General features: G+C 63.2%; 19 protein-coding genes and 1 pseudogene. 13 read left to right on the top strand and 7 right to left on the bottom strand.

Translation table 11 applies throughout. From position 1 onward, the window contains the following. Window positions 1–80: 80 nt before the first annotated feature. From ACXAEH_RS14965 to infB, 6 genes and pseudogenes are all read left to right on the top strand, one after another. Window positions 81–548 (top strand): RNA polymerase sigma factor, encoded by a 468-nt coding sequence (locus ACXAEH_RS14965; RefSeq protein ID WP_275041457.1) that lies wholly within the window; start codon window positions 81–83, stop codon window positions 546–548. Continuing rightward, the gene (locus tag ACXAEH_RS14970; protein ID WP_475033878.1) at window positions 545–1294 is read left to right on the top strand and encodes an anti-sigma factor family protein; all 750 of its coding nucleotides are present in this window, start codon (window positions 545–547) and stop codon (window positions 1292–1294) included. The genes ACXAEH_RS14965 and ACXAEH_RS14970 overlap by 4 nt, the downstream gene beginning before the upstream one ends. Window positions 1295–1483: 189 nt before the next feature. After that, window positions 1484–2074 (top strand): ribosome maturation factor RimP, encoded by a 591-nt coding sequence (rimP, locus tag ACXAEH_RS14975; RefSeq protein ID WP_475033879.1) that lies wholly within the window; start codon window positions 1484–1486, stop codon window positions 2072–2074. After that, window positions 2074–3690, top strand: coding sequence for a transcription termination factor NusA (gene nusA / locus ACXAEH_RS14980; protein ID WP_475033880.1), 1617 nt, complete (start codon window positions 2074–2076; stop codon window positions 3688–3690). Before rimP ends, nusA begins: the two co-directional genes overlap by 1 nt. Before the next feature lie 27 nt (window positions 3691–3717). Next, window positions 3718–4338: an RNA-binding protein gene (locus ACXAEH_RS14985; protein WP_475033882.1), complete on the top strand. Its 621-nt coding sequence runs from the start codon at window positions 3718–3720 to the stop codon at window positions 4336–4338. A gap of 8 nt (window positions 4339–4346) precedes the next feature. Then, window positions 4347–6826: pseudogene (gene infB, locus ACXAEH_RS14990) on the top strand (translation initiation factor IF-2). A 674-nt stretch (window positions 6827–7500) separates the two neighbouring features. Here the strand turns inward: infB and mutT are convergent. From mutT to ACXAEH_RS15005, 3 genes are read right to left on the bottom strand one after another with little or no spacing between them, the layout of a single operon-like run. Further along, a complete protein-coding gene (gene mutT / locus ACXAEH_RS14995; RefSeq protein ID WP_475033884.1) occupies window positions 7501–7899 on the bottom strand; it encodes an 8-oxo-dGTP diphosphatase MutT in 399 nt (132 codons plus the stop codon). Then, window positions 7896–9122: a bifunctional glutamate N-acetyltransferase/amino-acid acetyltransferase ArgJ gene (gene argJ, locus ACXAEH_RS15000; RefSeq protein ID WP_475033886.1), complete on the bottom strand. Its 1227-nt coding sequence runs from the start codon at window positions 9120–9122 to the stop codon at window positions 7896–7898. The genes mutT and argJ overlap by 4 nt, the downstream gene beginning before the upstream one ends. A gap of 2 nt (window positions 9123–9124) precedes the next feature. Next, the gene (locus ACXAEH_RS15005; protein WP_475033888.1) at window positions 9125–9976 is read right to left on the bottom strand and encodes a peptidylprolyl isomerase; all 852 of its coding nucleotides are present in this window, start codon (window positions 9974–9976) and stop codon (window positions 9125–9127) included. Window positions 9977–10153: 177 nt separating this feature from the next. Here ACXAEH_RS15005 and secA point away from each other — a divergent pair, with 177 nt between their 5' ends. The 3 genes from secA (at window position 10154) to ACXAEH_RS15020 (ending at window position 15659) form a co-directional block, all read left to right on the top strand. Further along, window positions 10154–12850 carry a preprotein translocase subunit SecA gene (secA, locus tag ACXAEH_RS15010; protein WP_475033890.1) on the top strand — a complete coding sequence of 899 codons (2697 nt, stop codon included), beginning with the start codon at window positions 10154–10156 and terminating at the stop codon, window positions 12848–12850. Window positions 12851–13175: 325 nt separating this feature from the next. Continuing rightward, window positions 13176–14081, top strand: a complete 906-nt coding sequence (locus ACXAEH_RS15015; RefSeq protein ID WP_475033891.1) for a hypothetical protein — start codon at window positions 13176–13178, stop codon at window positions 14079–14081. Window positions 14082–14105: 24 nt separating this feature from the next. Further along, window positions 14106–15659, top strand: a complete 1554-nt coding sequence (locus ACXAEH_RS15020) for a phosphate ABC transporter substrate-binding/OmpA family protein (RefSeq protein ID WP_475033893.1) — start codon at window positions 14106–14108, stop codon at window positions 15657–15659. Window positions 15660–15758: 99 nt separating this feature from the next. On the opposite strand, the gene radC is transcribed toward ACXAEH_RS15020, so the two are convergent. The 3 genes from radC to dnaK form a co-directional block, all read right to left on the bottom strand. After that, a complete protein-coding gene (gene radC / locus ACXAEH_RS15025; RefSeq protein WP_475033894.1) occupies window positions 15759–16523 on the bottom strand; it encodes a RadC family protein in 765 nt (254 codons plus the stop codon). Window positions 16524–16798: 275 nt separating this feature from the next. Continuing rightward, window positions 16799–17956, bottom strand: coding sequence for a molecular chaperone DnaJ (gene dnaJ, locus ACXAEH_RS15030; protein WP_475033896.1), 1158 nt, complete (start codon window positions 17954–17956; stop codon window positions 16799–16801). A gap of 77 nt (window positions 17957–18033) precedes the next feature. Further along, window positions 18034–19956 (bottom strand): molecular chaperone DnaK, encoded by a 1923-nt coding sequence (gene dnaK / locus ACXAEH_RS15035; RefSeq protein ID WP_475033897.1) that lies wholly within the window; start codon window positions 19954–19956, stop codon window positions 18034–18036. A 213-nt stretch (window positions 19957–20169) separates the two neighbouring features. On the opposite strand from dnaK, the gene ACXAEH_RS15040 reads away from it, so the two are divergent. Further along, window positions 20170–20772: an alpha-ketoglutarate-dependent dioxygenase AlkB family protein gene (locus tag ACXAEH_RS15040; RefSeq protein WP_475033899.1), complete on the top strand. Its 603-nt coding sequence runs from the start codon at window positions 20170–20172 to the stop codon at window positions 20770–20772. 78 nt (window positions 20773–20850) lie between these two features. Here the strand turns inward: ACXAEH_RS15040 and ACXAEH_RS15045 are convergent, their stop codons facing one another. After that, entirely contained in the window at window positions 20851–21672 is an 822-nt protein-coding gene (locus tag ACXAEH_RS15045; protein ID WP_475033901.1) for an ABC transporter permease, read from the bottom strand. Window positions 21673–21784: 112 nt separating this feature from the next. Between ACXAEH_RS15045 and cysQ the strand changes: the two genes are divergently transcribed. From cysQ to galU, 3 genes are all read left to right on the top strand, one after another. Beyond that, window positions 21785–22582, top strand: a complete 798-nt coding sequence (gene cysQ / locus ACXAEH_RS15050; protein ID WP_475033902.1) for a 3'(2'),5'-bisphosphate nucleotidase CysQ — start codon at window positions 21785–21787, stop codon at window positions 22580–22582. Beyond that, complete coding sequence (locus ACXAEH_RS15055; protein ID WP_475033904.1) at window positions 22582–23382, top strand: 3-deoxy-manno-octulosonate cytidylyltransferase; 801 nt, start codon at window positions 22582–22584, stop codon at window positions 23380–23382. Before cysQ ends, ACXAEH_RS15055 begins: the two co-directional genes overlap by 1 nt. Window positions 23383–23561: 179 nt before the next feature. Continuing rightward, window positions 23562–24455 (top strand): UTP--glucose-1-phosphate uridylyltransferase GalU, encoded by an 894-nt coding sequence (gene galU, locus ACXAEH_RS15060; RefSeq protein WP_475033906.1) that lies wholly within the window; start codon window positions 23562–23564, stop codon window positions 24453–24455. Window positions 24456–24482: the final 27 nt, after the last annotated feature.

Genomic DNA, 24482 nt, shown 5'->3' on the forward strand with positions numbered 1-24482 from the left:
AAAACACGGCAGGAGCGCGGATTATTCGCTGGTTCGGCAAAAAATCGGCTGAGGATGAGATCCGGGAGGGGATAAGCCCCCTGTACCCGCGCCTGTGGCGGTTCTGCCTGATGCAGACCGGCCGGCGCGACCGGGCCGACGACCTGGCGCAGATGACCTGCCTGCGCGCGCTGGAGAAACATGCGGGCTATGAGGCCGGCACGCATCTGGACCGCTGGCTGTTCCGCATGGCCCACCGGCTGTGGCTGAATGAGCTGCGCGCGACCGCCGTGCGCACCGGCGGCGGGCTGGTGGCGCTGGAAGAAACCGAGATCCCGGATCAGCGCGCAAACACGGAAACGAATATTTTTGCCCGTGAGGTGTTTTCAAAGATAGGGGAACTGCCCGAAAGCCAGCGGGTCACGGTTCTGCTCGTCTACGTCGAAGGCTTTGCCTACAAGGAGGCGGCGGAAGTCCTGAATGTTCCCATCGGCACGGTGATGAGCAGGCTGGCAGCCGCCCGCAAGAAGATCGCGGCAGAGCTGTCGGAAACGGAGACGGGAACATGAATGAAGCGCAAGCGGCATTCACAGATGAAGAGCTGACGGCCTATCTGGACGGTGAGGCCGACGCCGCTCTGCGCGACCGGGTCGAGCTTGCGTTGACCTCCGACGCCGCCTTGGCGCAGCGGCTGCAGGCGCTGGACCTGCCGGTTGCGGCCTTGCGTGAGGCCTTCTCGCCCGAGGCGCTGGGCGCGCCGCAAATGCCCGAGACGCTGATTCCTGCTCCACGTGAAACCCGCATGCCTTTGCGGCTGGTGGCCGGGCTGGCGCTGGCCTTTGGCCTGGGCGTGCTCTCCACCTACCTGCTGCAGCCGGGACCGCAGCCCGTCAAGGCGCCGGGCTGGAAGGCGGTCGTTGCCTCTTACCAGTCGCTCTACATCACCGACACCGTGGCCAATGCCGCGCAAGCGCCCGAAGCAACCGCCGAAGTGCTGGCCGGGTTCGGCAGCGGCCACGGCGTTGACCTGTCCCCGGCGCAATCCGTCGAGGGGCTGGAGTTCAAGCGCGCGCAACTATTGGGGTTCAAGGGCAAGCCACTGCTGCAAATGGCCTATCTCGGCCCGGACGGGGTGCCGGTGGCTTTCTGCATCACCCGCTCTTCGGGTGATGACAAGCCGATGCAAAGCGAGGTTCTGGCCGGCATGGCAGCCGCGTCTTGGGTCAGCGACGGCGTTGGCTATCTGGTGATCGGCGGCCAGGATCAGGGCTTTGTCGATGCGGTGGCCGAGGACATCCGCGGCAAGCTGGGCTGACCACCGAAGCCATGGGTTGCGGATGCCGGGCACGACCCCCTTGCAGATTCGCCCAAACCCGCCTATATGCCTTTGACAACAGCGGCGCGTTGAACCTCTGGCTCAAGGCTCCACCGGGAATTTCGACGGGCCGCGCGCCCGTTTTTTTGTGTTTGCAGGCCCGGCCTGCGCGCGCCAAGTGGAGGTCTGATGACCAACGACCTGATTGCCAAAGCCGCCATCGACCGGCGCCTGGCCGAGATCGTCACCCCGGTGATCGAGGATCTGGGCTATGAACTGGTGCGGATCCGGCTGATGTCCGGCAAGACGACAACGCTGCAGATTATGGCCGACAAGCCCGAGGGCGGCATTGAGGTGGATGATTGTGCTGCGATCTCGAACGCGGTCAGTGCGACGCTTGATGTCGAAGACCCGATCATCGACGCCTATGCGCTGGAAGTGTCGAGCCCGGGCATTGACCGCCCGCTGACCCGGCTGAAAGACTTTGATATGTTCGAAGGCTACGAGGCCAAGCTCGAAACCGAAGAGCTGGTCGGCGGCCGCCGCCGTTTCAAGGGCGAGCTGGCAGGCACTGAGGACGACGAGGTTCTGATCAACATCGAGGATCAGGGCCAATCTGTGACCATCGGTTTGAAATTCGACTGGCTGAGCGATGCCAAGCTGGTCCTGACCGATGAACTGATCAAGGAAATGCTGCGCCAGCGCAAAGAGGCCGGCACGCTGAACGAAGACGCATTCGACGAAATCGAGACCGAAGAGTCTGACGAGGAGAACAAGTAATGGCGATCACCTCTGCAAACCAGCTGGAGCTGTTGCAAACCGCTGAGGCCGTGGCACGCGAAAAGATGATCGACCCCGGTCTGGTCATCGAGGCGATGGAAGAGAGCCTCGCCCGCGCCGCCAAAAGCCGCTATGGCGCCGAGATGGACATCCGCGTGTCGATCGACCGCAAGACCGGCCGCGCCACCTTTACCCGCGTGCGCACCGTGGTTGCTGATGACGAGCTGGAAAACTATCAGGCCGAAATGACCGTCGAGCAGGCGCGCCAGTACATGGCGGACCCGGAGGTCGGCCAGACCTTCGTCGAGGAAGTGCCGCCGGTGGAAATGGGCCGGATTGCCGCCCAGTCGGCCAAGCAGGTGATCCTGCAAAAGGTCCGCGAAGCAGAGCGCGACCGCCAGTATGAGGAATTCAAGGACCGCGCCGGCACCATCATCAACGGCCTGGTCAAGCGCGAGGAATACGGCAACGTCATCGTCGATGTGGGCGCCGGCGAGGCAATTCTGCGCCGCAACGAAAAGATCGGCCGTGAAAGCTACCGCCCGAACGACCGCGTGCGCTGCTACATCAAGGACGTGCGCCGCGAGCCGCGCGGGCCGCAGATCTTCCTGTCGCGTACCGCGCCGGAATTCATGGCCGAGCTGTTCAAGATGGAAGTGCCGGAAATCTATGACGGCATCATCGAGATCAAGGCGGTGGCCCGTGATCCCGGTTCGCGCGCCAAGATTGCTGTGATCTCCTATGACGGCTCGATCGACCCGGTCGGCGCCTGTGTGGGTATGCGCGGCTCCCGCGTGCAGGCCGTTGTGAACGAGCTGCAGGGCGAGAAGATCGACATTATCCCGTGGAACGAAGACCAGCCGACCTTCCTGGTGAACGCACTGCAGCCGGCCGAGGTTTCCAAGGTTGTTCTGGATGAAGAAGCCGGCAAGATCGAAGTTGTGGTGCCGGAAGAGCAGCTGAGCCTGGCCATCGGCCGCCGCGGCCAGAACGTGCGCCTTGCCTCGCAGCTGACCAACCTCGACATCGACATCATGACCGAGGAAGAGGAATTGGCCCGCCGCCAGAAGGAATTCGAGGCGCGCACCAAGCTGTTCATGGAAACCCTGGATCTGGACGAGTTCTTTGCCCAGCTGCTGGTCTCCGAAGGCTTCACCAATCTGGAAGAAGTCGCTTATGTCGAGCTGGACGAGCTGCTGGTCATCGACGGTGTCGACGAAGGCACCGCCGAGGAACTGCAGGCCCGTGCCCGCGACTACCTGGAAGCCCAGGCCAAGGCGGCGATCGACGCGGCCCGCGCCTTGGGTGCCGAAGACAGCCTGATCCACTTCGAGGGGCTGACTCCGCAGATGGTCGAGGCACTGGCCAAGGACGACGTGAAAACCCTGGAAGACTTCGCCACCTGTGCCGACTGGGAACTGGCCGGCGGCTGGACCAATGACGGCGGTGAGCGGGTCAAGGACGACGGCATCCTGGAGCCTTTCGGCATGTCGCTGGAAGAAGCGCAGGATCTGGTCATGACCGCCCGCATCACCCTGGGCTGGGTCGACCCGGCCGAGCTGGAAGCGGAAGCGTCCGAGGACGAAAACGCTGGCGAAGAGGAAGGCGAGGCCTGAACCCGGGCTTCGCACGAGGAGAGCTGAATGACACGCGGCGGCGCCACTAAAGACCGGTCCGAAGGCAGCGAGCGTAAGTGCATCGCAACCGGCGAAACCGAACCTAAACAGGGCCTCATCCGGTTTGTGATGGGCCCTGAGGGCCAGGTATTCCCGGATGTCATGGGCAAGCTGCCGGGCCGTGGCGTCTATGTGTCCTCCACCCGTGAGGCACTGGAAACCGCGGTGAAGAAGAAGCTGTTTGCCCGTGGTTTCAAGTCGCAGGTGCAGCTGCCTGAAAACCTTGTAGGTGACGTCGAACGCCTGATTGTCCGCCGCCTGGTCGAGCTGATCAGCCTGGCGCGCAAGTCCGGCGATGCGGTTGCCGGCTTTGAAAAGGTCAAGGACTGGCTCTACAAGGAAGACGCCAAAGTGCTGATCCAGGCTTCGGATGGCTCCGGGCGCGGAAAGTCGAAGCTGAGCACGCCTTACAAGGGCAAATTTATCGGCTGCCTCACGGCGGACGAGCTGGGAATGGCATTTGGGCGCCAAACTGTGATACATGCCGCCGTCGCCTCTGGCGGACTCAGCAAACGTGTTGTAGATGAGGCGCAACGACTGCAAGGTTTGCGCGAAATGGTGGGCGGCATCGGCCGCACGGAAGGATAAAGAGCTTTATGAGCGATAGTGACGGCAAAAAGACACTGGGTCTGCGTGGGGGTTCCCGTCCGGGGAACGTGAAACAGAGTTTCAGCCATGGACGGACCAAGAATGTCGTAGTGGAAACCAAGCGCAAGCGCGTTGTGGTTCCCAAGCCGGGTGCGGCCAAAGGCGGCAGCGGTGCTGCGCCGGCCGGCTAGGGTCCCGCCGGCCTGCCGGGATCAGTGACGCGGAAATGGAGCGCCGCCTGAAGGCGCTGCAGGCGGCCAAGGCCCGCGAGGCCGAAGAGGCCGCGCAGCGCGAAGCCGAGGAAAAGGCCCGCGCCGAAGAGCGTGAGCGCCGCCGCGCCGAAGCGGAAGCCAAGGAACGCGAGCAGCGCGAAGCTGAAGAACGCGCCAAGGCGAAGGCTGAGGAAGAAGAGCGCAAGAAGCGTGAAGCCGAAGTGGCCAAGGAACGCGCAGCTGCCGCTGCCGCGGCGCCTGCTGCGGATGCGCCCAAAGCGGCCCGTCCGGCTCCGAACAAACCCGCCCCTGCGGCCACGCCCCGAAAGGCAGACCGCGAGCGCGATCAGCGCCGTGGCAAGGGCCAGGATGATGGCCGCCGTTCGGGTAAGCTGACCCTGGGTCAGGCAACTGGCGGCGGCGGAAACCGTCAGCGGTCGATGGCTTCGATGAAGCGCAAGCAGGAACGCGCCCGCCAAAAGGCGATGGGCGTTCAGGTCGAGCGGGAGAAGATCATCCGTGACGTGCAGCTGCCGGAAACCATCGTGGTTTCCGAACTGGCAAACCGGATGGCGGAGCGCGTCGGCGAAGTTGTCAAATCGCTGATGAACATGGGCATGATGGTCACCCAGAACCAGACCATCGACGCCGATACCGCAGAGCTGATCATCGAAGAATTCGGCCACAAAGTTGTCCGCGTGTCCGATTCTGACGTTGAAGACGTGATCAAAGAGGTTGAAGACAAGGACGAGGACCTGCAAGGCCGTCCGCCGGTCATCACCATCATGGGCCACGTCGACCACGGCAAGACCTCTATTCTGGACGCGATCCGCAACGCCCGCGTTGTGGCTGGCGAGGCCGGCGGCATCACCCAGCATATCGGCGCCTATCAGGTCAAAACCGAAAGCGGCGCGGTGCTCAGCTTCTTGGACACACCGGGCCACGCGGCCTTTACTTCGATGCGCTCGCGCGGTGCTCAGGTGACGGATATCGTGGTTCTGGTTGTGGCTGCGGACGATGCGGTCATGCCCCAGACCATCGAAGCGATCAACCATGCCAAGGCTGCCGAAGTGCCGATGATCGTGGCGATCAACAAATGCGACAAGCCGGCCGCAGACCCGAACAAGGTCCGCACCGATCTGCTGCAGCACGAAGTGATCGTGGAGCAGATGTCCGGTGAAGTGCAGGATGTGGAAGTTTCCGCGCATACTGGCCAGGGCCTGGATGAACTGCTGGAAGCCATCGCGCTGCAAGCGGAAATCCTGGAGCTGAAGGCCAACCCGAACCGTGCCGCTCAGGGCGCCGTAATCGAGGCGCAGCTTGATGTGGGCCGCGGCCCTGTCGCCACTGTTCTGGTTCAGACCGGTACCCTGCGCCAGGGTGACATCTTTGTTGTGGGTGAGCAGTACGGCAAGGTCCGTGCGCTGATCAACGACAAGGGCGAGCGTGTGCAGGAAGCCGGCCCCTCGGTCCCGGTCGAGGTCCTGGGCCTCAACGGCACGCCCGAGGCTGGTGACGTTCTGAACGTGACCGAAACCGAAGCGCAGGCGCGTGAAATCGCCGCCTACCGCGAGCAGGCCGCCAAGGACAAGCGCGCCGCTGCCGGTGCTGCGACCACGCTGGAACAGCTGATGGCCAAGGCCAAGGAAGACGAGAACGTCTCCGAGCTGCCGATCCTGGTCAAGGCCGATGTGCAAGGCTCCGCCGAAGCCATCGTTCAGGCGATGGAGAAAATCGGCAACGAGGAAGTGCGCGTGCGCGTGCTGCACTCGGGCGTTGGCGCGATCACCGAGACCGACGTTGGCCTGGCGGAAGCCTCCGGCGCGCCGATCATGGGCTTCAATGTCCGTGCCAATGCCTCGGCCCGCAACACCGCCAACCAGAAGGGCGTGGAGATCCGCTACTACTCGGTGATCTATGATCTGGTGGACGACGTCAAAGCAGCGGCCTCCGGCCTGCTGTCGGCGGAAATCCGCGAGAACTTCATCGGCTATGCGCAGATCAAGGAAGTCTTCAAGGTCACCGGCGTTGGCAAAGTTGCCGGCTGTCTGGTCACCGAGGGCGTTGCCCGCCGTTCGGCCGGTGTGCGCCTGCTGCGCGACAACGTGGTGATTCACGAAGGCACACTGAAGACCCTGAAGCGCTTCAAGGACGAAGTCGCCGAAGTTCAGTCCGGTCAGGAATGCGGCATGGCGTTCGAGAACTACGACGATATCCGTCCGAATGACGTGATCGAGATCTTCGAGCGCGAGGAAATCACCCGCACCCTCGACTGATCCGGTCCTGGATTGAAATCAAAAACAGGCCCTGGTTTTTTCCAGGGCCTGTTTTTGTTTGAGCCCCGGGGGATGGGGGGCTCCTGACATTTCGTGCAGCAGCCGGACAAAGCGCCTGCCTGGCGTGGGGGCTTGCCGCCTTTGGCCGGCGTGCCGGGTCAGGCCCTTCGCTGCTGCACCATCACTATGCCTTAGCTGCACCTGCGGGAGAACCTGGCAGAAAGGCGGGTTTGCGGGTCCGGAAGGCTACTGAACTATCCGGAAGAGCGGCCTTGCAGCCTTAGCGGACGGATCGCCGTCGCGGAAAGTGAAAAGGGCAGCTTTGGCAAGCTGCCCTTTCTGCCTGAATGAAGTGAGTGGCGGCTCAGGCTGCGGGAGAAACGGGATGGCCTTCAAAGGTCTGTCTGCCAACCCGCACCGCGATTTTCCCGTCGGGGAGTGCCCGTATGAAGGTGCCTTGAACCAATGAGAAGCTTCCTACGGCAATTGTCCTAAGCATGTCTGCCTCTTGCCCTTGTTCAATTCGGGGTGGTGTTGCTCGTCGTAGTTCAATGTTTGAGGAGAATGGTTAACAAATGGTTCACCGCCCGGGAAACTGCAGTAAAGAGCCCAGAAAAGCGAGTGAAATCAGTCTGGTCAGGAAAGACGGTCCCGGAGACCGGGGCCGCAAGATGCTACAGCCAGTCGCGCAGGATCGGGATCAGCGGGATGTCGGCTGGCGGCATCGGGTAATCGCGCAGGTCCTGCGGCCGCACCCATTTCAGGGTCTGGCCTTCCTTTGCCTGCGGAATGCCGTCCCACTTGCGGCAGGCAAACAGCGGCATCAGCAGGTGGAAATCCTCGTAAGTATGGCTGGCAAAGGTCAAGGGCGCCAGGCAAGAAGCCCAGGTATCTATGCCCAGCTCCTCATGCAGTTCCCGGACCAGTGCGGCCTCCGGGGTTTCCCCAGCCTCGATCTTGCCACCGGGAAATTCCCACAGGCCGGCCATCGATTTGCCCTCGGGACGCTGCGCCAGCAGCACCCGCCCATCCACATCGATGAGCGCGACAGCGGAAACGAGAACCACCTTCACAACCGGTAATCCGCGTTGATCGAGATGTACTGATGGGTAAGGTCGCAGGTCCAGACGGTGGATTTGCCTGCACCCAGCCCCAGATCCACCTTGATGGTGATCTCCTGCTTCTTCATCTCTGCCGCACCCAACTCTTCCTTGTAGTCCGGCGAGACCCAGCCCTTTTCGGCCACCAGCACATTGCCAAAGGAGATCGACAAGAGATCCCGGTCGGCTGCGGCGCCGGATTTGCCGATCGCCATCACCACGCGGCCCCAGTTCGGGTCTTCGCCGGCGATTGCGGTTTTCACCAGCGGCGAGTTGGCAATGGCCAGGCCATGCACTTTGGCATCGGCATCGGAGGCGGCACCGGTCACCTGGATTTCAACAAACTTGGTGGCGCCTTCGCCGTCCCGCACCACCTGGTGCGACAGGTCCAGCATGACTTTCTCCAGCCCGGCAGCGAATTCGGCGTTGCCAGTGGCATCAACACCGGATGCTCCGGTGGCGCACAGCATCAGGCTGTCGGAGGTCGAGGTGTCGCTGTCCACGGTGATGCAGTTGAAGCTGCGGTTGCAGATCTCTGCCAGCTGCGCCTGCAACGCGGCCTGCTCCACTTCGGCATCGGTGAAGATGTAGACCAGCATCGTCGCCATATCCGGCGCAATCATGCCGGAGCCTTTGGCAATGCCGGCAATCCGCACCGTCTGGCCATCAATCTCCACTTCAGCCGCGGCGCCCTTGGCAAAGGTGTCGGTGGTCATGATTGCCTTGGCAGCGTCTTCCAGAGCTCCCTCATCCAGCGCGCCATTCAGCTCGCTGATCTTGGCGACAATCCTGTCATGGGGCAGCGGTTCGCCGATTACGCCGGTGGAAGCGGTAAAGATCCGCTCGCCAGGCAGGCCGGTGGCATCCGCCACGGCCGCAGTGATCTCTGCCACCGAGCTTTGCCCGTAGTGGCCGGTAAAGGCGTTGGAATTGCCTGAGTTCACCAGGATTGCCGCGCCGGAATCCGCGGCGCCGCCCAGCTTGGCCTGGCAATCCAGGACCGGCGCCGAGCGGGTCTTGGAACGGGTGAAAACGCCGGCCACCGCGGTGCCGGGGTCCATCACCGCCAGCATCACGTCCGTGCGGCCCTGGTATTTGACGCCGGCCGCAGCGGCAGCAAAGCGCACGCCCTTGATCACCGGCAGCGCAGGGAAGCTGGCAGGTGCCAGCGGTGAAACAGGCATTGTGCCGCCCATGATCAGTTCCTCACCAGGCTGAGGTCTTGGAGGATGGCCGGATCCAGATCCTCAATTTCAGGACGCTCGATTTCGGCAGCGGCCGTCAGTTCGTTCACCCGGTCCTCGACCGCCTTCTGGCGCAACTCGTCCGCCAGCTGGGTGCGCACCTCGTCAAACTCGGGCGCTTCGGTCTTGCGGCGTTCATGCAGCAGGATCACATGCCAGCCGAACTGGGTCTGCACCGGGCCGGAAACCTCGCCCGAGTGCAGTTTCAGCACGGCCTGCTCGAACTCCGGCACCATGCGGCCGGTGGTGAACCAGCCCAGATCGCCGCCATTGGGGCCGGAAGGACCGGTGGATTTCTCCTTGGCCAGCGTTGCAAAGTCGGCGCCGGCATCCAGCTCCTTCTTCACGTCCAGCGCATCCTCCTCGCTTTCGACCAGGATATGGGCGGCATGGAATTCGTCACCGCCATCGCCGGAGGAGTATTTCTCGTCATAGGCCGCGCGCAGTTTCTCGTCGGTGCTGGCCTTGCCCATGACCATCTCGATCACATCCGCGGCAAGCATGGCGCGCTCTTCGTTTTCGACCGAGAGCTGCACATATTGCGGCACTTCACCGTGCAGCTGCTGCTTCAGCGCCGTCTGCTGGATCAGCTGGTCCAGGATGGCGTTGTACAAAACGTCATCCGGCAGCTGCTTGTACTGCTGCGGCAGGTTCTCGCGGGCCATCACCATGTGGCCGATGGTGATCTCCTCGCCATTGACCGAGGCGACCACCGTGTTTGCATGCGGTGCCGCGACAGCAGCCGGAGGAAACGCAGCAACGGCGGCCACCGCCAAACCACGCAGAAAAGTGAGACCTTTAGGCATTGAAACCTTCCTATTCCTTGGCCGCAAGAGGGCGTGCCGTTGACACTGAATACCCTGCCGCTTACATCGCCTTGAGGCCATTGGCAGGACCGTCTTTCCACCATTGTTTATGGGTTGCGGACACGGCGGGCAAGCCTGCCGGATGCAAAGGCCGCAGATAGGATCGCTGGAGAAAATATGCTGGGTTTCGGAACAATCGCCAAAAAGGTTTTCGGCACGCCGAACGACCGTAAAATCAAGGCGACGCGGCCGCTGATCGCACAGATCAACGGGCTGGAGGAAGAGTTCGCGAAGCTGAGCGATGAAGGCCTGATCGAGAAGACCGGAGAGCTGCGCAAGCGCGCGCTGGACGGCGAAAGCCTGGATGCGCTGCTGCCCGAAGCCTTTGCCAACGTGCGTGAAGGCGCCAAGCGGGCCCTGGGCCTGCGCGCCTTTGACACCCAGCTGATGGGCGGCGTGTTCCTGCATCAGGGTAACATTTCCGAGATGAAGACCGGCGAGGGCAAGACCCTTGTGGCGACCTTCCCGGCCTATTTGAACGCGCTCACTGGCCAGGGCGTGCATGTGGTCACGGTGAACGAATACCTGGCCAAGCGCGACAGCGAATGGATGGGCAAGGTGTTTGCCCAGCTTGGCATGACCACTGGCGTGATCTGGTCCGGCCAGCCCGATGCAGAGAAGATGGCGGCCTATGAAAGCGACGTCACCTACGCAACCAACAACGAGCTTGGCTTTGACTACCTGCGCGACAACATGAAACCGTCGCTGGACCAGGTGTTCCAGAAGCAGCACAACTTTGCCATCGTCGACGAGGTCGACTCGATCCTGATCGACGAGGCCCGCACACCGCTGATCATTTCCGGACCCGCCGAGGACCGTTCTGAGCTCTATGCGACCATCGACAAGGTGATCCCGCTGCTGTCGGACGAGCATTACGAGATCGACGAGAAGACCCGCGGAGTGACCTTTACCGAGGACGGCAACGAATACCTCGAAGAGAAGCTGCGCGAACACGGCCTGCTGGAGGCCGAGGCATCTCTCTATGATCCCGAGAGCACCACGGTTGTCCACCACGTAAACCAGGCGCTGCGCGCGCACAAGCTGTTCCAGCGCGACAAGGACTACATTGTCCGGGACGGCCAGGTGGTGCTGATCGACGAGTTCACCGGCCGCATGATGCCGGGCCGCCGCCTGTCCGAAGGCCTGCACCAGGCCATTGAGGCCAAGGAAGAGGTCGATATCCAGCCGGAAAACACCACCCTGGCCTCGGTGACCTTCCAGAACTATTTCCGTCTCTATGACACGCTGTCGGGCATGACCGGCACCGCCATGACCGAGGCAGAGGAATTCGCAGAGATCTATGGCCTGGGTGTGGTTGAAGTGCCGACCAACCGTCCGATCGCCCGGGTTGACGAGGATGATCAGGTCTACCGCACCGCCCGTGAAAAATACGAGGCGATGATCAAGGAAGCGAAGGTCGCGCACGATAAAGGCCAGCCGGTCCTGCTGGGCACCACCTCGATCGAGAAATCCGAACTGCTGAGCAACCTGCTGCAGCAGGAGGGCATCCAGCACAACGTCCTGAACGCGCGCCACCACGAGCAGGAAGCGCAGATCGTCGCGGATGCCGGCCGTCATGGCGCGGTGACCATCGCCACCAACATGGCCGGCCGCGGCACCGATATTCAGCTGGGCGGCAACGTCGAGATGAAGGTGCTGGAAGCCCTGGCCGCCAGCCCGGAGGCTGACCCGGCAGAGCTGCGCGCCGCCGAGGAAGCCAAGCATGCCGAGGAAAAGCAGAAGGTGCTGGATGCCGGCGGGCTGTTTGTGATGGCCTCCGAGCGCCATGAAAGCCGCCGCATCGACAACCAGCTGCGCGGCCGCTCCGGCCGTCAGGGCGACCCGGGCCGCACCCGCTTCTACCTCAGCCTCGAAGATGACCTGATGCGCATCTTCGGCTCCGAGCGCCTCGACAAACTGCTGTCGTCGCTGGGCATGAAGGAAGGCGAGGCGATCATTCACCCCTGGGTGAACAAGTCGCTGGAGCGCGCCCAGGCCAAGGTCGAGGGCCGCAACTTCGACATGCGCAAGAACGTGCTGAAGTTTGACGACGTGATGAACGATCAGCGCAAGGTGATCTTCAACCAGCGCCGCGAAATCATGGCCGCCGAGGATCTGTCCGAAATCGTCGACGACATGCGCCACGAGGTGATCGACGATCTGCTCGACACGCATATGCCGCCCAAGACTTATGCCGATCAGTGGGACACCCAAGGCCTGCAGGAACAGGTGCGCGAGATGCTGTCGATCGATGCGCCAGTGGCCGAATGGGCCGCCGAGGAAGGCGTCGATGACGAGCAGATCCGCGAACGCCTGGTCGAGGCCTCGGACAAGCTGATGGGCGAGAAAGCCGAGGCCTTTGGCCCCGAAAACATGCGCAACATCGAAAAACAGGTGCTGCTGCAGACCATCGACAAGAAATGGCGCGAACACCTGCTGACGCTGGAGCATCTGCGTTCGGTGGTGGGGTTCCGCGGCTATGCGCAGCGCGATCCGCTGAACGAATACAAGAACGAAAGCTTCCAGCTGTTCGAAAGCATGCTCGATAGCTTGCGGGAGGAAGTCTCCCAGCAGCTCAGCCGTGTGCGCCCGATGACCGAGGAAGAGCAGCAGCAGATGCTGATGGAAATGGCTGCCCGCCAGGCCGCCATGCAGCAGATGGCGGTTCAGCCGGCTGCAGCAGCACCCGCCGAAGAGCCCGCTCCGGGCTTTGTGGAGGATGATCCGTCCACCTGGGGCAACCCGTCGCGCAACGACAAATGCCCTTGCGGCTCGGGCAAGAAGTTCAAGCACTGCCACGGCAGCCTCGCCTGAGGCCATCAGGCAGGCGCACTTCAGCCAGCCCCGGGCCCAGGCCGCAGGCGGACGGCCTCCCGCCCGTCGCCGGCCTTTTGACAAAGACCGCTCCCGTTGGGCGTGGCGCTGCGCGATGCGCAGCGCCACGCCCAAGGCCGCCAGGGTGGCTCTGGCGCAGCCAGGACACCCGCGGGCGCGGGAGCACCGCCCTCTGATCTGTTTCCAAATGCGCAGCAAAGGCGGCGCATAAGCATTATTTGCCGGATTCTCTCCTGCAAGCAGCCACAAACTGGCCGGAATTCCCCGGCAGGCTGTTCTGGCTGAAAGGATTCAGGAGGATCTCATGCTGAGCAAACAGGTGATGCTGACAAGCGCCATGACACTGGCTTGCGCTTTGGGTATCGGGTTCTTCATGCAAACGCCCGGTCCGGGCGGGATGGCAGATACAACCGCAGCTGCCGACCCGCAGTTGCCTGGCGAGCCTGAGACCGCCCAGCTGCAGCTGGATAAGATCACTCTGACGTCGGCACCAGCCGTCGCGGCGCCTGTTTCAATGGCCCGCGAAGCCGACGGCGCTGCACAAGCTGCCGGCTGCGCGATGACGGCTGAGGCTGAAGCCGCACCTGCGGCAATGGTTGCCTTGTCCGTGTCATCCCCCTGCCGGGCCGGCGAGCGCTTGACCGTGCACCACAGCGGCATGAGTTTTACCGCCGCGCTGGATTCGTCCGGCCGGTTCAATGCTCAAGTGCCCGCCTTGGCGCGGATGGCGGTCTTCATAGCCGAGACGGCAAGCGGCAGCGGCGCAGTTGCTGTTGCCGAAGTGGATGATCTTGGCACGGTCGAGCGCGTTGTTCTGCAATGGAGCGGCAGCAGCGGCCTGGAAATCCATGCCCGGGAGTTTGGCGCGGCCTACGGCAGCGCCGGCCATGTCTGGCACGGGGCGGAGGCCGGAACCGGCGCCGGACAGACTGTCCGCCTGGGCGATGCGTCCCTGCTGGCGCCGCGTGTCGCCGAAGTTTACAGCGCACCGGCCGGCCTGCCCGGCCAGTCTGGTGCCGTGTCCCTGACCGCAGAAGCTGAAGTAACCGGGAGCAATTGCGGACAGGACATCGCGGCTCAGGCTCTGCAGCTGCGCGGCGGCCGCCTCAGCAGCCGGGATTTGGTGATGGCAATGCCCGCCTGCGATGCAACAGGCAGTTTTCTGGTGTTGAATAATCTGGTGGAAGACCTGAAAATCGCGTCCAACTGATTTGCGGTAACTTCAGGGATACTCATGACCTTCTTGCGTGCGGCCGCCTGCGCCGCACTTTTTCTGACATCCCTGGCGCGCGGGCTTGCGGCTGAGGATATCACTTTGACTTCGCCGGATGGCGCAGTGGAGATCACCGGCACGCTGCTGGGGTTTGACGGCGAGTTCTACCGGGTGCAGACCCAGTTCGGCGAACTCACCGTGGATGGTTCCGGCGTGGCCTGCGACGGGCCGGGCTGCCCCAGCCTGTCCGGTTTTGTGGCGGAGGTGACCTTGGCGGGCTCCTCTGCGATGTCCGAAGTGCTGCTGCCTGCCTTGATCGAGGGCTTTGCGCTGCGGAACGGGTTTCAAACCCGCCGGGAGTCCTTGCCGGAGGGGAATTTCAGCCACGTGCTGCTGCGCGGGCAGACGCCGGCCGCCCGGTTCACGTTTTTACCTGGCACGACCGATGGCGGCTTTGCGGCCTTGCTGGGTGATGAGGCGGATATGGCGATGGCCCTGCGGGAAATCCGCCCGTCAGAACAAGCGGCGGCCCGCGCCGCCGGTCTGGGAGATCTGACGGCGCCGGGCCGCAGCCGGGTGCTGGCGCTGGATGCCTTTGTTCCGGTTGTGGCGCCCAGCAACCCGGTGCAGGAGATTTCGCTGCCGCAGCTGGCGGCGGTATTTTCCGGAGAAATCACCAACTGGCAGGAGCTCGGCGGCCCGGACGCGCCGGTTTCACTGCATATGCCGGTTTCCGGCTCCGGCCTTGCGCAAGCGGTGGAGGACAAGCTGATGGCACCGTTCGGTGCTGTGTTTTCACCGAAACTGCGCCGCCACAGCCGCAGCAGCTCCCTGGTCCGGCAAGTCCTGGTAGATCCCTTTGCCATCGGTATTGCCAGCTATGCGGAACGGGGGGCGGCGCGGATGCTGACATTGAAGGGCCCCTGCGGATTTACCCTGAAGGCGAGCCGCCGGGCGGTGAAGACCGAGGACTATCCGCTGACGGTGCCGGTGTTCCTGTATCTGCCGGCCCGCCGCTTGCCGAAAATTGCCCGGGATTTCCTGGTGTACGCGCGCGGGCCCGCAGCGCAGGCGGTGATCCGGCGGGCGGGGTTTGTGGACCAGGCGCCCGAATTGATCCCGGTCAGCCGCCAGGGCAGCCGGCTGGCCAATGCGGTTCTGGCGGCTGATGAGGGCGCCGGGCTGGCGGAGCTTCAGCGGCTTGTTTCGGCGCTGGACGGTTTGCAGCGGCTTACGGTTTCGTTCCGGTTCGAGCCGGGATCGGCGCGCCCCGACGCCCAGTCCCGCAGCAATATTGAACAGCTGGCCCGTGCCCTTGAGGCGGGGGAGTATGATGCCAAAGAGCTTGTATTTGCGGGCTTTTCCGACGGTGTTGGCCCGGCGGAAGGGAACCGCCGGATTGCGGAGAAACGGGCTGGTGCCGTGCGGGATGCGGTGATCCGGGCTGCGGAAACCGCGGATTTCAGCCGGGTGGAAATCCGCACCGAGGGCTTTGGCGAGGCCTTGCCCATGGCCTGCGACGATAGCGACTGGGGGCGTCAGATCAACCGCCGGGTTGAGGTCTGGGTGCGCTAGTAGGCTGCTTCCGGCGGGCTCCCGCGCGTTTGGCAAGGCATCAAAGATGCCGTGCAAACCCTTGGGCCCGGCACCGCGCTGGTGCGCGGTGCGGCAGCGCTAAAGATAGCCCTGGGCGCGGAAGCTGAGCTCGGTGGATTTGCCGATGATCAGGTGGTCGTGCAGGGTGATTCCCAGGGCAGTCAAAGCGGCTTGGATCTGGTCTGTCATGCCGATGTCACTGTCCGAAGGCGTGGGGTCACCGGACGGGTGATTATGCACTAAAATCAAGGCGCTGGCGTTCAGCTCCAGGGCGCGTTTGGCAACCTCGCGGGGGTAGACGGGGACGTGGTCGACGGTGCCGCGGGCTTGTTCCTCGTCGGCGATCAGCACGTTTTTGCGATCCAGGAAGAGGATGCGGAACTGTTCGGTCTCGCGGTGGGCCATGGTGGTGTGGCAATAGTCCAGAAGCGCGTCCCAGCTGGAGATCACCTGGCGCTGCATGATCCGGGCGCGGGCCATGCGGTGGGCGGCGGCCTCCAGCACCTTGAGATCGGTTATCACCGCATCGCCGATGCCTTTGACGGTGGCCAGACGTTCGGGCGGAGCGGTCACGACCCGGTTGAAATCTCCAAAGGTATCAAGGAGTTGCCGGGCCAGGGGTTTGACGTCGCGGCGGGGGATGGAGCGGAACAGGACCAGTTCCAGCAGCTCGTAATCCGGTATCGCCGCGGCGCCGCCGGCCATGAAACGGTCGCGCAGGCGGGCGCGGTGGTCCTTGATGTAGGAGGGCAGGCGGCCGGCGGCCAGGGGCTGCGCCGGGGCTTCGTCGCTGCCGGGGAACAGCGGCAGGGAAACGTCCTGGAATGAGGGATCCTGTGCCATGGCGCCATGGTGCCGCCATCATGGTTGAGGAAGGGTTAATGCAGGCTGCGCTGCAGCGGTGGCAGGAGGGGTGCTATGCGTGCACCCCTTGTGCACCCCCTGTACACCGCCGCGGCGTGGCATGGGGCGTCCGGGCTGGGGGTGCGTTAAGGGCGCGCAAAAGAAAAGCGCCCCGGATAGGGGGCGCTTTTTACTGTGTCATGTGCTTGGCAAGGCCCGGGGCTCCGCCCGTTCGCAAGCGAAACGCTCCCCCGGAGCGTTTCCGGGGAGCTTGCTCACCCCTTCATCCCGTCCCAGAAGCTTTTCACCGACGAGAAGAAGCTGCGGGATTCTGGGTTGGTGTTTTCCTCGGAGATCTCCTCGAACTCGCGCAGCAGTTCTTTCTGGCGCGCGGTGAGGTTCACAGGGGTTTCCACCGCCAGTTCGATGAACATATCGCCAACACCGCCGCCGCGCAGCGCCGGCATGCCCTTGCCGCGCAGGCGCATCTGGCGGCCGGATTGGCTGCCCTCGGGGATCTGCACCCGGCCGCGGCCGCCGTCGATGGTCGGCACCTCGATGGAGCCGCCAAGACCCGCTTTGGCCATGCTGACCGGCACCCGGCAGTAAAGATTGTTGCCGTCGCGTTCGAACAGGGCGTGCGGGCCAACCTCGACAAAGATGTAGAGATCGCCCGGAGGGCCGCCGCGCAGGCCGGCTTCGCCTTCACCTGCCAGGCGGATGCGGGTGCCGGTCTCAACCCCTGCCGGAATGTTCACCGACAGCGAGCGGTCTTTTTCCACCCGGCCGTGGCCGTGGCAGGATTTGCACGGGTTCTTGATGATCTGGCCCAGGCCCGAGCAGGTCGGGCAGGTGCGTTCGACGGTGAAGAAGCCCTGCTGCGCGCGGACCTTGCCCATGCCGGAGCAGGTCGGGCAGGTGGTGGGTTCCACGCCGCCCTCCGCCCCGGTGCCCTCGCAGGAGGTGCAGGAGACTGAAGTCGGGACCTTGATGGTCTTGTGCAGCCCGCCAAAGGCTTCCTCGAGCGTCACACGCAGGTTGTAGCGCAGGTCGGCGCCGCGGGAGGCCCGCTGCCGTCCGCCGCCGCCGCGCTGGCCGCCCATGAAATCGCCGAACAGGTCGTCGAAGACATCGGAAAAGGCGGAGGAGAAATCGCCGCCGCCAAAGCCTTGGCCGCCGCGCTGACCGCCGCCGCCGCCCATGCCGTTTTCAAAGGCAGCATGGCCAAAGCGGTCGTAGGCCGCCTTTTTCTCGGCGTCCTTCAGGACATCATAAGCCTCGTTGGCTTCCTTGAACTGCGCCTCGGCGTCCGGATTGTCGGAGTTCCGGTCGGGGTGCAGTTCTTTGGCCTTCTTGCGAAAGCCTTTTTTGATTTCGTCTGCGCTGGCGCCTTTGGCCACGCCCAGAACGTCGTAATAGTCACGTTTTGACATCGGTTACCCCATCTGCCTCAACGAAAATGGGCCGGTCCGGGGTCGGACCGGCCCGCCGTGGCCTGAGTGGTCAGGCGTTAGCGTTTGTCGTCGTCCAGGTCTTCGAATTCGGCATCAACGATGTCGTCGTCCGCCGGGCCGGCGGCTTCGTCAGCGGCTGCCGGTTCTTCGTCGCTGCCTTCTTCGGCCTGCGCCTTGTAGATCGCCTCGCCCAGCTTCATCGCGGCTTCGGTGACGTTCTGGATGCCGGATTTGATCTTTTCGGCGGTCGATTTCTCGTTTTCCAGATCGTCTTTCAGCGCCGCAACGGCCAGTTCGATCACTTCGACGGTGGACGGATCGACCTTGTCGCCGTGCTCCTCGACCGATTTCTCGGTGGAGTGGATCAGCAATTCGGCCTGGTTCTTGGCTTCGATCAGCTCGCGGCGTTCCTTGTCGGCTTCCGCGTTCTCCTCGGCGTCCTTGACCATCTTTTCGATGTCGTCGTCCGAGAGGCCGCCGGAGGCCTGGATGGTGATCTGCTGTTCCTTGCCGGTCGCCTTGTCCTTGGCGCCGACCGACACGATGCCGTTGGCGTCGATGTCAAAGGTCACTTCGATCTGCGGCATGCCGCGCGGTGCCGGCGGGATTTCCTCGAGGTTGAACTGGCCCAGCATCTTGTTGTCGGCGGCCATTTCACGCTCGCCCTGGAACACGCGGATGGTCACGGCGTTCTGGTTGTCTTCCGCGGTCGAGAACACCTGGGACTTCTTGGTCGGGATGGTGGTGTTGCGGTCGATCAGGCGGGTGAAGACACCGCCCAGGGTTTCGATGCCGAGCGACAGCGGGGTCACGTCGAGCAGCACCACGTCCTTGACGTCGCCCTGCAGAACGCCGGCCTGGATGGCGGCGCCCATGGCAACCACTTCATCCGGGTTCACGCCCTTGTGGGGCTCCTTGCCGAAGAACTTGGTCACCTCGTCGATGACTTTGGGCATGCGGGTCATGCCGCCGACCAGAACCACCTCATCGACGTCGGAGGCGGACAGGCCAGCATCCTTCAGAGCCGCCTTGCAGGGGTCCATGGAGCGCTTGATCAGGTCGGCCACCAGGCTTTCCAGCTTGGCGCGGGTCAGTTTCATCACCAGGTGCAGCGGCTGGCCCGAGGAGGGATCCATCGAGATGAACGGCTGGTTGATCTCGGTCTGCGAGGTGGAGGACAGTTCGATCTTGGCTTTCTCTGCGGCCTCTTTCAGGCGCTGCAGGGCCATCTTGTCCTTGGACAGATCGACGCCGTTTTCCTTTTTGAACTCATCCGCCAGGTAGTTGACGATGCGCATGTCGAAGTCTTCGCCGCCCAGGAAGGTGTCGCCGTTGGTCGACTTCACTTCGAACAGGCCGTCGTCGATTTCCAGGATGGTGACGTCGAAGGTGCCGCCGCCGAGGTCATAGACGGCGATGGTCTGGGTGTCTTCCTTGTCGAGGCCATAGGCCAGCGCGGCCGCGGTCGGCTCGTTGATGATGCGCAGGACTTCGAGGCCTGCGATCTTGCCGGCGTCTTTGGTGGCCTGGCGCTGGGCGTCGTTGAAGTAGGCCGGCACGGTGATCACCGCCTGGGTGACTTCCTCGCCCAGGTAGGATTCCGCGGTCTCTTTCATCTTGCCCAGGGTGAAGGCGGAGATCTGCGACGGGGAGTATTTCTCACCCTTGGCTTCCACCCATGCGTCGCCGTTGCCGCCGTCGACGATGGCGAAGGGCACCATTTTCTTGTCTTTGGCGACAGCCGGGTCGTCGTTGCGGCGGCCGATCAGGCGCTTGACGCCGAACACGGTGTTGTCGGGGTTGGTGACGGCCTGGCGTTTGGCCGGCTGGCCGACGAGGCGTTCGTCGTCGGTGAAGGCAACAATCGACGGGGTGGTGCGCGCGCCCTCGGCGTTTTCAATCACGCGGGGCTGCGAGCCGTCCATGATGGCCACACAGGAGTTGGTGGTTCCCAGGTCGATGCCGATAACTTTGCTCATATTCGATCCCTTTTACTACTCAAGGCGATTACCCGAGGCCTGAACCCGTTGCGGCATCCCGGCCCCGATTGAAGTTGCGGTTTGGTCTGCACCTTGCCGCGTCCCGGCGTATATAGGGAGCAGAAAACGCCCCTGCAAGCGCCCAGATCGGCAGTGATGCGTGAATCGATGCGCTTTTTTGCAAGGGGTATGGTTAAGGATGGATGAACGGCGATGAGCTTGCTGCGGGTGCGCGGATTTGAGGTGTGCAAGGGCTATTTGGAACCGGCCCGGCAGGCGGCGCTGATCGAGGCGTTGCGGCCGGTGCTGAAGGCGGCGCCGCTGTTCTCGCCCAAGGTGCCGGGCGGCGGACAGATGTCGGTGCGGATGACCTCGGCCGGGCGGTTCGGCTGGTATTCGGATGCCGCGGGCTACCGCTATGCAGAGCAGCATCCCTTCGGACGGGCTTGGCCGGCGATCCCCGGCGAGATCCTGGACATCTGGCGGGAGCTGACCGGGCTGGAGCGGCAGCCGGAGTGCTGCTTGCTCAATTACTATGGCGAGGGCGCGCGGATGGGGCTGCACCAGGACAAGGATGAGGCGGATTTCTCCTTTCCCGTGGTCTCCATTTCGCTGGGAGATGACGGGTTGTTCCGGATCGGCAACCGGACCCGCGGCGGCAAAACCGAATCGGTGTGGCTGAGTTCGGGCGACGTTGTGGTGATGGGCGGCGCGGCGCGGCTCACCTATCACGGGGTGGACCGGATCCGGTTCAAGTCCTCGCGGCTGCTGCCCAAGGGCGGGAGGATCAACCTGACCCTGCGCGTGGTCACCTGAGGCCGGCGGGGGTGCAAAAGTTTTAGGGAAAACTTTTGCCAAGACTTTTCAGTAAAAGTCTTGGGCCGGTGCCTGCGGTCAGCGCCGCGCGCTCCAGCTGATGGAGACATGGCGGCGGGTGTAGAATTCGCCCATCAGGCCGATCACCAGCAGCACCAGGGCCACCCAGGCCGCATACTGCCAGGAGCTGAAATGCGGGTTGTAGTTGATGAAGACAAAGCCGCGGGACTGGTCGATGCAGTGAAACAGCGGGTTCCAGTCGAACATCGCCAGCATGAAGCCGGGCAGGGTGTTGGCCAGGAACATCTTGCCGGATGCGATCATATTGGCGCGCTGGTAGATCATCGTCAGGATGCTGACCAGGCCGGGCGCCCAGGGTTTCAGCACCAGGAACACCAGCCCGACGGCCGCACCGCTGATCCAGGACAGCAGCACCATGCCAAAGGCCGGAACCGGCTGTTCGATATGAACCGGCGTGAAGGCGACATGGTAGACAAACAGGATGATGAACAGCGACAGCACCTGGATGTAAAGCGCCCCGATGGCGGCGGACAGGATGGCAACCATGGTGTTCATCGGCGCATGCTGCATCATCGGGCTGCTGGGCCCTTCGGCGCCGGCAACCGCGCTGACGGTCTTGGTGTGCACCATGAACAGGAAGATGCCGGACATCACATACAGCAGGAAGTCGCCGCGGATGGCGGAGCCGCGCAGGCCCAGAAGCGCAAACATGATGTAAAAGGCGGCCACGAACATCACCGCCTGCAGGATGTTCAGGCCAAGGGCGATGAAAGCATTGTTGTGCTTGGAGCGGACGCTGCGCACCACCGAGTGGAAAACCACCTCAATCAGGGAGAGGAATCCGGAAAACCAGGATTGCTGTGTGCGCTGCTGAAACATTAGACCTGCATTCACTGCCCGAAGTTGATGCGGCTGCTTGCCGTTCTGGTACCGGCGCATCATAAGGGGTGAGAGGCAAATTTTCAATTAAACCCGTGTTAGGGAGACCTGCGTGACTTATGAAGACCTGGTACCCGTGATCCGCCGGCTGGCCATCGAGGCCGGCGCGACGATCATGGAGATCTACAATTCCGACGATTTCGACGTGAAGGTCAAATCCGACGAAAGCCCGGTGACCGAAGCAGATGAAGCGGCCGATGCGCTGATTTCGGCCGGCCTGCGCGCCGCATTCCCGGAGATGATGCTGGTGACCGAGGAGCAAGCTGCCTCGCACAAGGAGCGCGGCGATACTTTCCTGATCGTTGATCCGCTGGACGGCACCAAGGAGTTCATCCACCGCCGCGGCGATTTCACAGTGAACATTGCGCTGGTGGAGAAGGGTGTGCCGACCCGCGGCGTGGTTTATGCCCCGGCCAAGCAGCGGATGTTCTTTACCCTGGCGGACGGCAGCGCGGTGGAGGAAACCGGCGCGTTTGATCCGGACACCATCGGCGAGACCCGTGCGATCCGGGTTGCCGACAGTGACAATTCCGCGCTGATGGTGGTGGCCTCGAAATCGCACCGCGACCAGGCGACCGATGACTATATCGGCAAGTACAGCGTCAAGGACAGCAAGAGCGCCGGCTCCTCGCTGAAGTTCTGCCTGGTGGCCACCGGCGAGGCGGATATCTATCCGCGGGTCGGCCGCACCATGGAGTGGGACACCGCTGCCGGCCACGCGGTGCTTGCGGGCGCTGGCGGCAATGTGGTGCGTTTTGACGATCATTCCCCGCTAATTTACGGGAAAGAGGGCTATGCGAACCCGTTCTTCATCGCCTATGCACCGGCTGTGGAACTGAAGAAAGCCTGATGTCTGTCCTGATCGTCATCCCCGCCCGTTATGCCTCGACCCGCTATCCTGGCAAGCCGCTGGTGCCGCTGACCGGCGCCTCCGGCGAGAAACGCACGCTGGTGGAGCGCTCCTGGCGGGCGGCCTGTTCGGTGCAGGGTGTGGACCGGGTTGTCGTGGCGACGGATGACGATCGCATCAAAGACGCGGCCGAGGGGTTTGGCGCCGAGGTGGTGATGACCTCGGAAAGCTGCGCCAACGGCACCGAGCGCTGCGCCGAGGCGCATGCGGCGCTGGGCGGCGGCTATGAGATCGTGGTGAACCTGCAGGGCGATGCGCCGCTGACCCCGCATTGGTTTGTCGAGGATCTGGTAGCGGGCCTGCGCGCAGCCCCCGGAATGGGACTGGCGACGCCGGTGCTGCGCTGCAACGGCGAAACCCTGAACAGCCTGCTGGCCGACCGCAAGGCGGGCCGGGTCGGCGGCACCACCGCCGTGTTTGCCGAAGACCGCAGCGCGCTCTATTTCTCCAAGGAGGTGGTGCCCTATTGCGGCAGCATCTACGCGGATGGCGAAAACACGCCGGTCTTCCACCATGCCGGCGTCTATGCCTACCGCCCGGATGCCTTGGCAGCCTATTCTGATTGGGATACAGGGCCGCTGGAGAGTCTAGAAGGGCTGGAGCAGCTGAGGTTCCTGGAAAACGGCCGCAAGGTGCTGTGTGTGGAAGTGGATGCGCGCGGGCGCGAGTTCTGGGAGCTGAACAATCCCGAGGATGTGCCGCGCCTGGAAGCGATGATGAAGAAAATGGGGCACGAGTAACTGAAAATATGGTAATGAGGGCAAGAACAGACAGGCCGTGGCTGCCAGCGTGCAGCAAGAGGCAGCGGGCAGCTGCTTTACAATTTGTTGGAGATAGCCCGGCATGATAAGGGCCCGCTTCTGCGCGCTCCGCGCGGAGGCTGACGCCCGTCCGGGAATTTGAGTATTGAGAGAATGACATGCGCAAAAAGGTAACTAAGGCGATTTTTCCGGTAGCAGGCCTGGGGACCCGGTTCCTGCCCGCAACCAAGTCCGTCCCGAAAGAGATCATGACGCTGGTCGACCGGCCGCTGGTGCAATACGCCATCGACGAGGCGCGCGCCGCGGGGATCAAGGAATTCATCTTTGTCACCTCGCGCGGCAAGGGCGCTTTGGAAGATTATTTCGACCATTCGCCGGTGCTGGAGCAGGAACTGCGCAAGAAGGGCAAGGATGACCTGCTGGAGATCCTGAAGAGCACCGACATGGAATCGGGCGCGATCGCCTATCTGCGGCAGCACAAGGCGCTGGGCCTGGGTCATGCGGTCTGGTGCGCCCGCCGCCTGATTGCGAACGAACCCTTTGCGGTGATCCTGCCGGATGACGTCATTGCAGCGGAAAAGCCCTGCCTGCAGCAGATGGTCGAAGCCTATGAGGAAACCGGCGGCAACATGGTTGCGGCAATGGAAGTCCCGCCGGAGAAGACCTCGGCCTATGGCGTGCTGGATGTAAAGGACGACATGGGGCAGGTGGTTCTGGCCAATGGCATGGTCGAAAAACCCAAAGCCGAAGAGGCGCCGTCGAATCTGGCGGTGATTGGCCGCTACATCCTGTCGCCGTCGGTTCTGAAGAATCTGAACAAGATGAAATCGGGCGCGGGCGGCGAGATCCAGCTGACCGACGCGATTGCCGAGGATATCGCGCAGGACGTGCCTGTCTACGGCTACCGCTTCCGCGGCCAGCGGTTTGACTGCGGCTCCAAGGCAGGCTTCCTGCAGGCGACCGTGGCCTTTGCGCTGGCGCGCGATGAACTGCGCGATGACCTGATGAGCTACATCACCGAGATTGCGCAGGTCGGCAAAGCCGCGCAGTAACCACTCTGGCCGCCCTCTTGCCGGGGC

Source organism: Leisingera sp. ABM4_060 (genome assembly GCF_056158765.1).

Coding starts and splice junctions, on each gene's coding strand:
- ACXAEH_RS14970 (WP_475033878.1), top strand. CDS start 545: ATGAATGAAGCGCAAGCGGCATTCACAGATGAAGAGCTGACGGCCTAT.
- rimP (WP_475033879.1), top strand. CDS start 1,484: ATGACCAACGACCTGATTGCCAAAGCCGCCATCGACCGGCGCCTGGCC.
- nusA (WP_475033880.1), top strand. CDS start 2,074: ATGGCGATCACCTCTGCAAACCAGCTGGAGCTGTTGCAAACCGCTGAG.
- ACXAEH_RS14985 (WP_475033882.1), top strand. CDS start 3,718: ATGACACGCGGCGGCGCCACTAAAGACCGGTCCGAAGGCAGCGAGCGT.
- argJ (WP_475033886.1), bottom strand. CDS start 9,122: ATGGGCGGCACAATGCCTGTTTCACCGCTGGCACCTGCCAGCTTCCCT.
- ACXAEH_RS15005 (WP_475033888.1), bottom strand. CDS start 9,976: ATGCCTAAAGGTCTCACTTTTCTGCGTGGTTTGGCGGTGGCCGCCGTT.
- secA (WP_475033890.1), top strand. CDS start 10,154: ATGCTGGGTTTCGGAACAATCGCCAAAAAGGTTTTCGGCACGCCGAAC.
- ACXAEH_RS15015 (WP_475033891.1), top strand. CDS start 13,176: ATGCTGAGCAAACAGGTGATGCTGACAAGCGCCATGACACTGGCTTGC.
- ACXAEH_RS15020 (WP_475033893.1), top strand. CDS start 14,106: ATGACCTTCTTGCGTGCGGCCGCCTGCGCCGCACTTTTTCTGACATCC.
- radC (WP_475033894.1), bottom strand. CDS start 16,523: ATGGCACAGGATCCCTCATTCCAGGACGTTTCCCTGCCGCTGTTCCCC.
- dnaJ (WP_475033896.1), bottom strand. CDS start 17,956: ATGTCAAAACGTGACTATTACGACGTTCTGGGCGTGGCCAAAGGCGCC.
- dnaK (WP_475033897.1), bottom strand. CDS start 19,956: ATGAGCAAAGTTATCGGCATCGACCTGGGAACCACCAACTCCTGTGTG.
- ACXAEH_RS15040 (WP_475033899.1), top strand. CDS start 20,170: ATGAGCTTGCTGCGGGTGCGCGGATTTGAGGTGTGCAAGGGCTATTTG.
- ACXAEH_RS15045 (WP_475033901.1), bottom strand. CDS start 21,672: ATGTTTCAGCAGCGCACACAGCAATCCTGGTTTTCCGGATTCCTCTCC.
- ACXAEH_RS15055 (WP_475033904.1), top strand. CDS start 22,582: ATGTCTGTCCTGATCGTCATCCCCGCCCGTTATGCCTCGACCCGCTAT.
- galU (WP_475033906.1), top strand. CDS start 23,562: ATGCGCAAAAAGGTAACTAAGGCGATTTTTCCGGTAGCAGGCCTGGGG.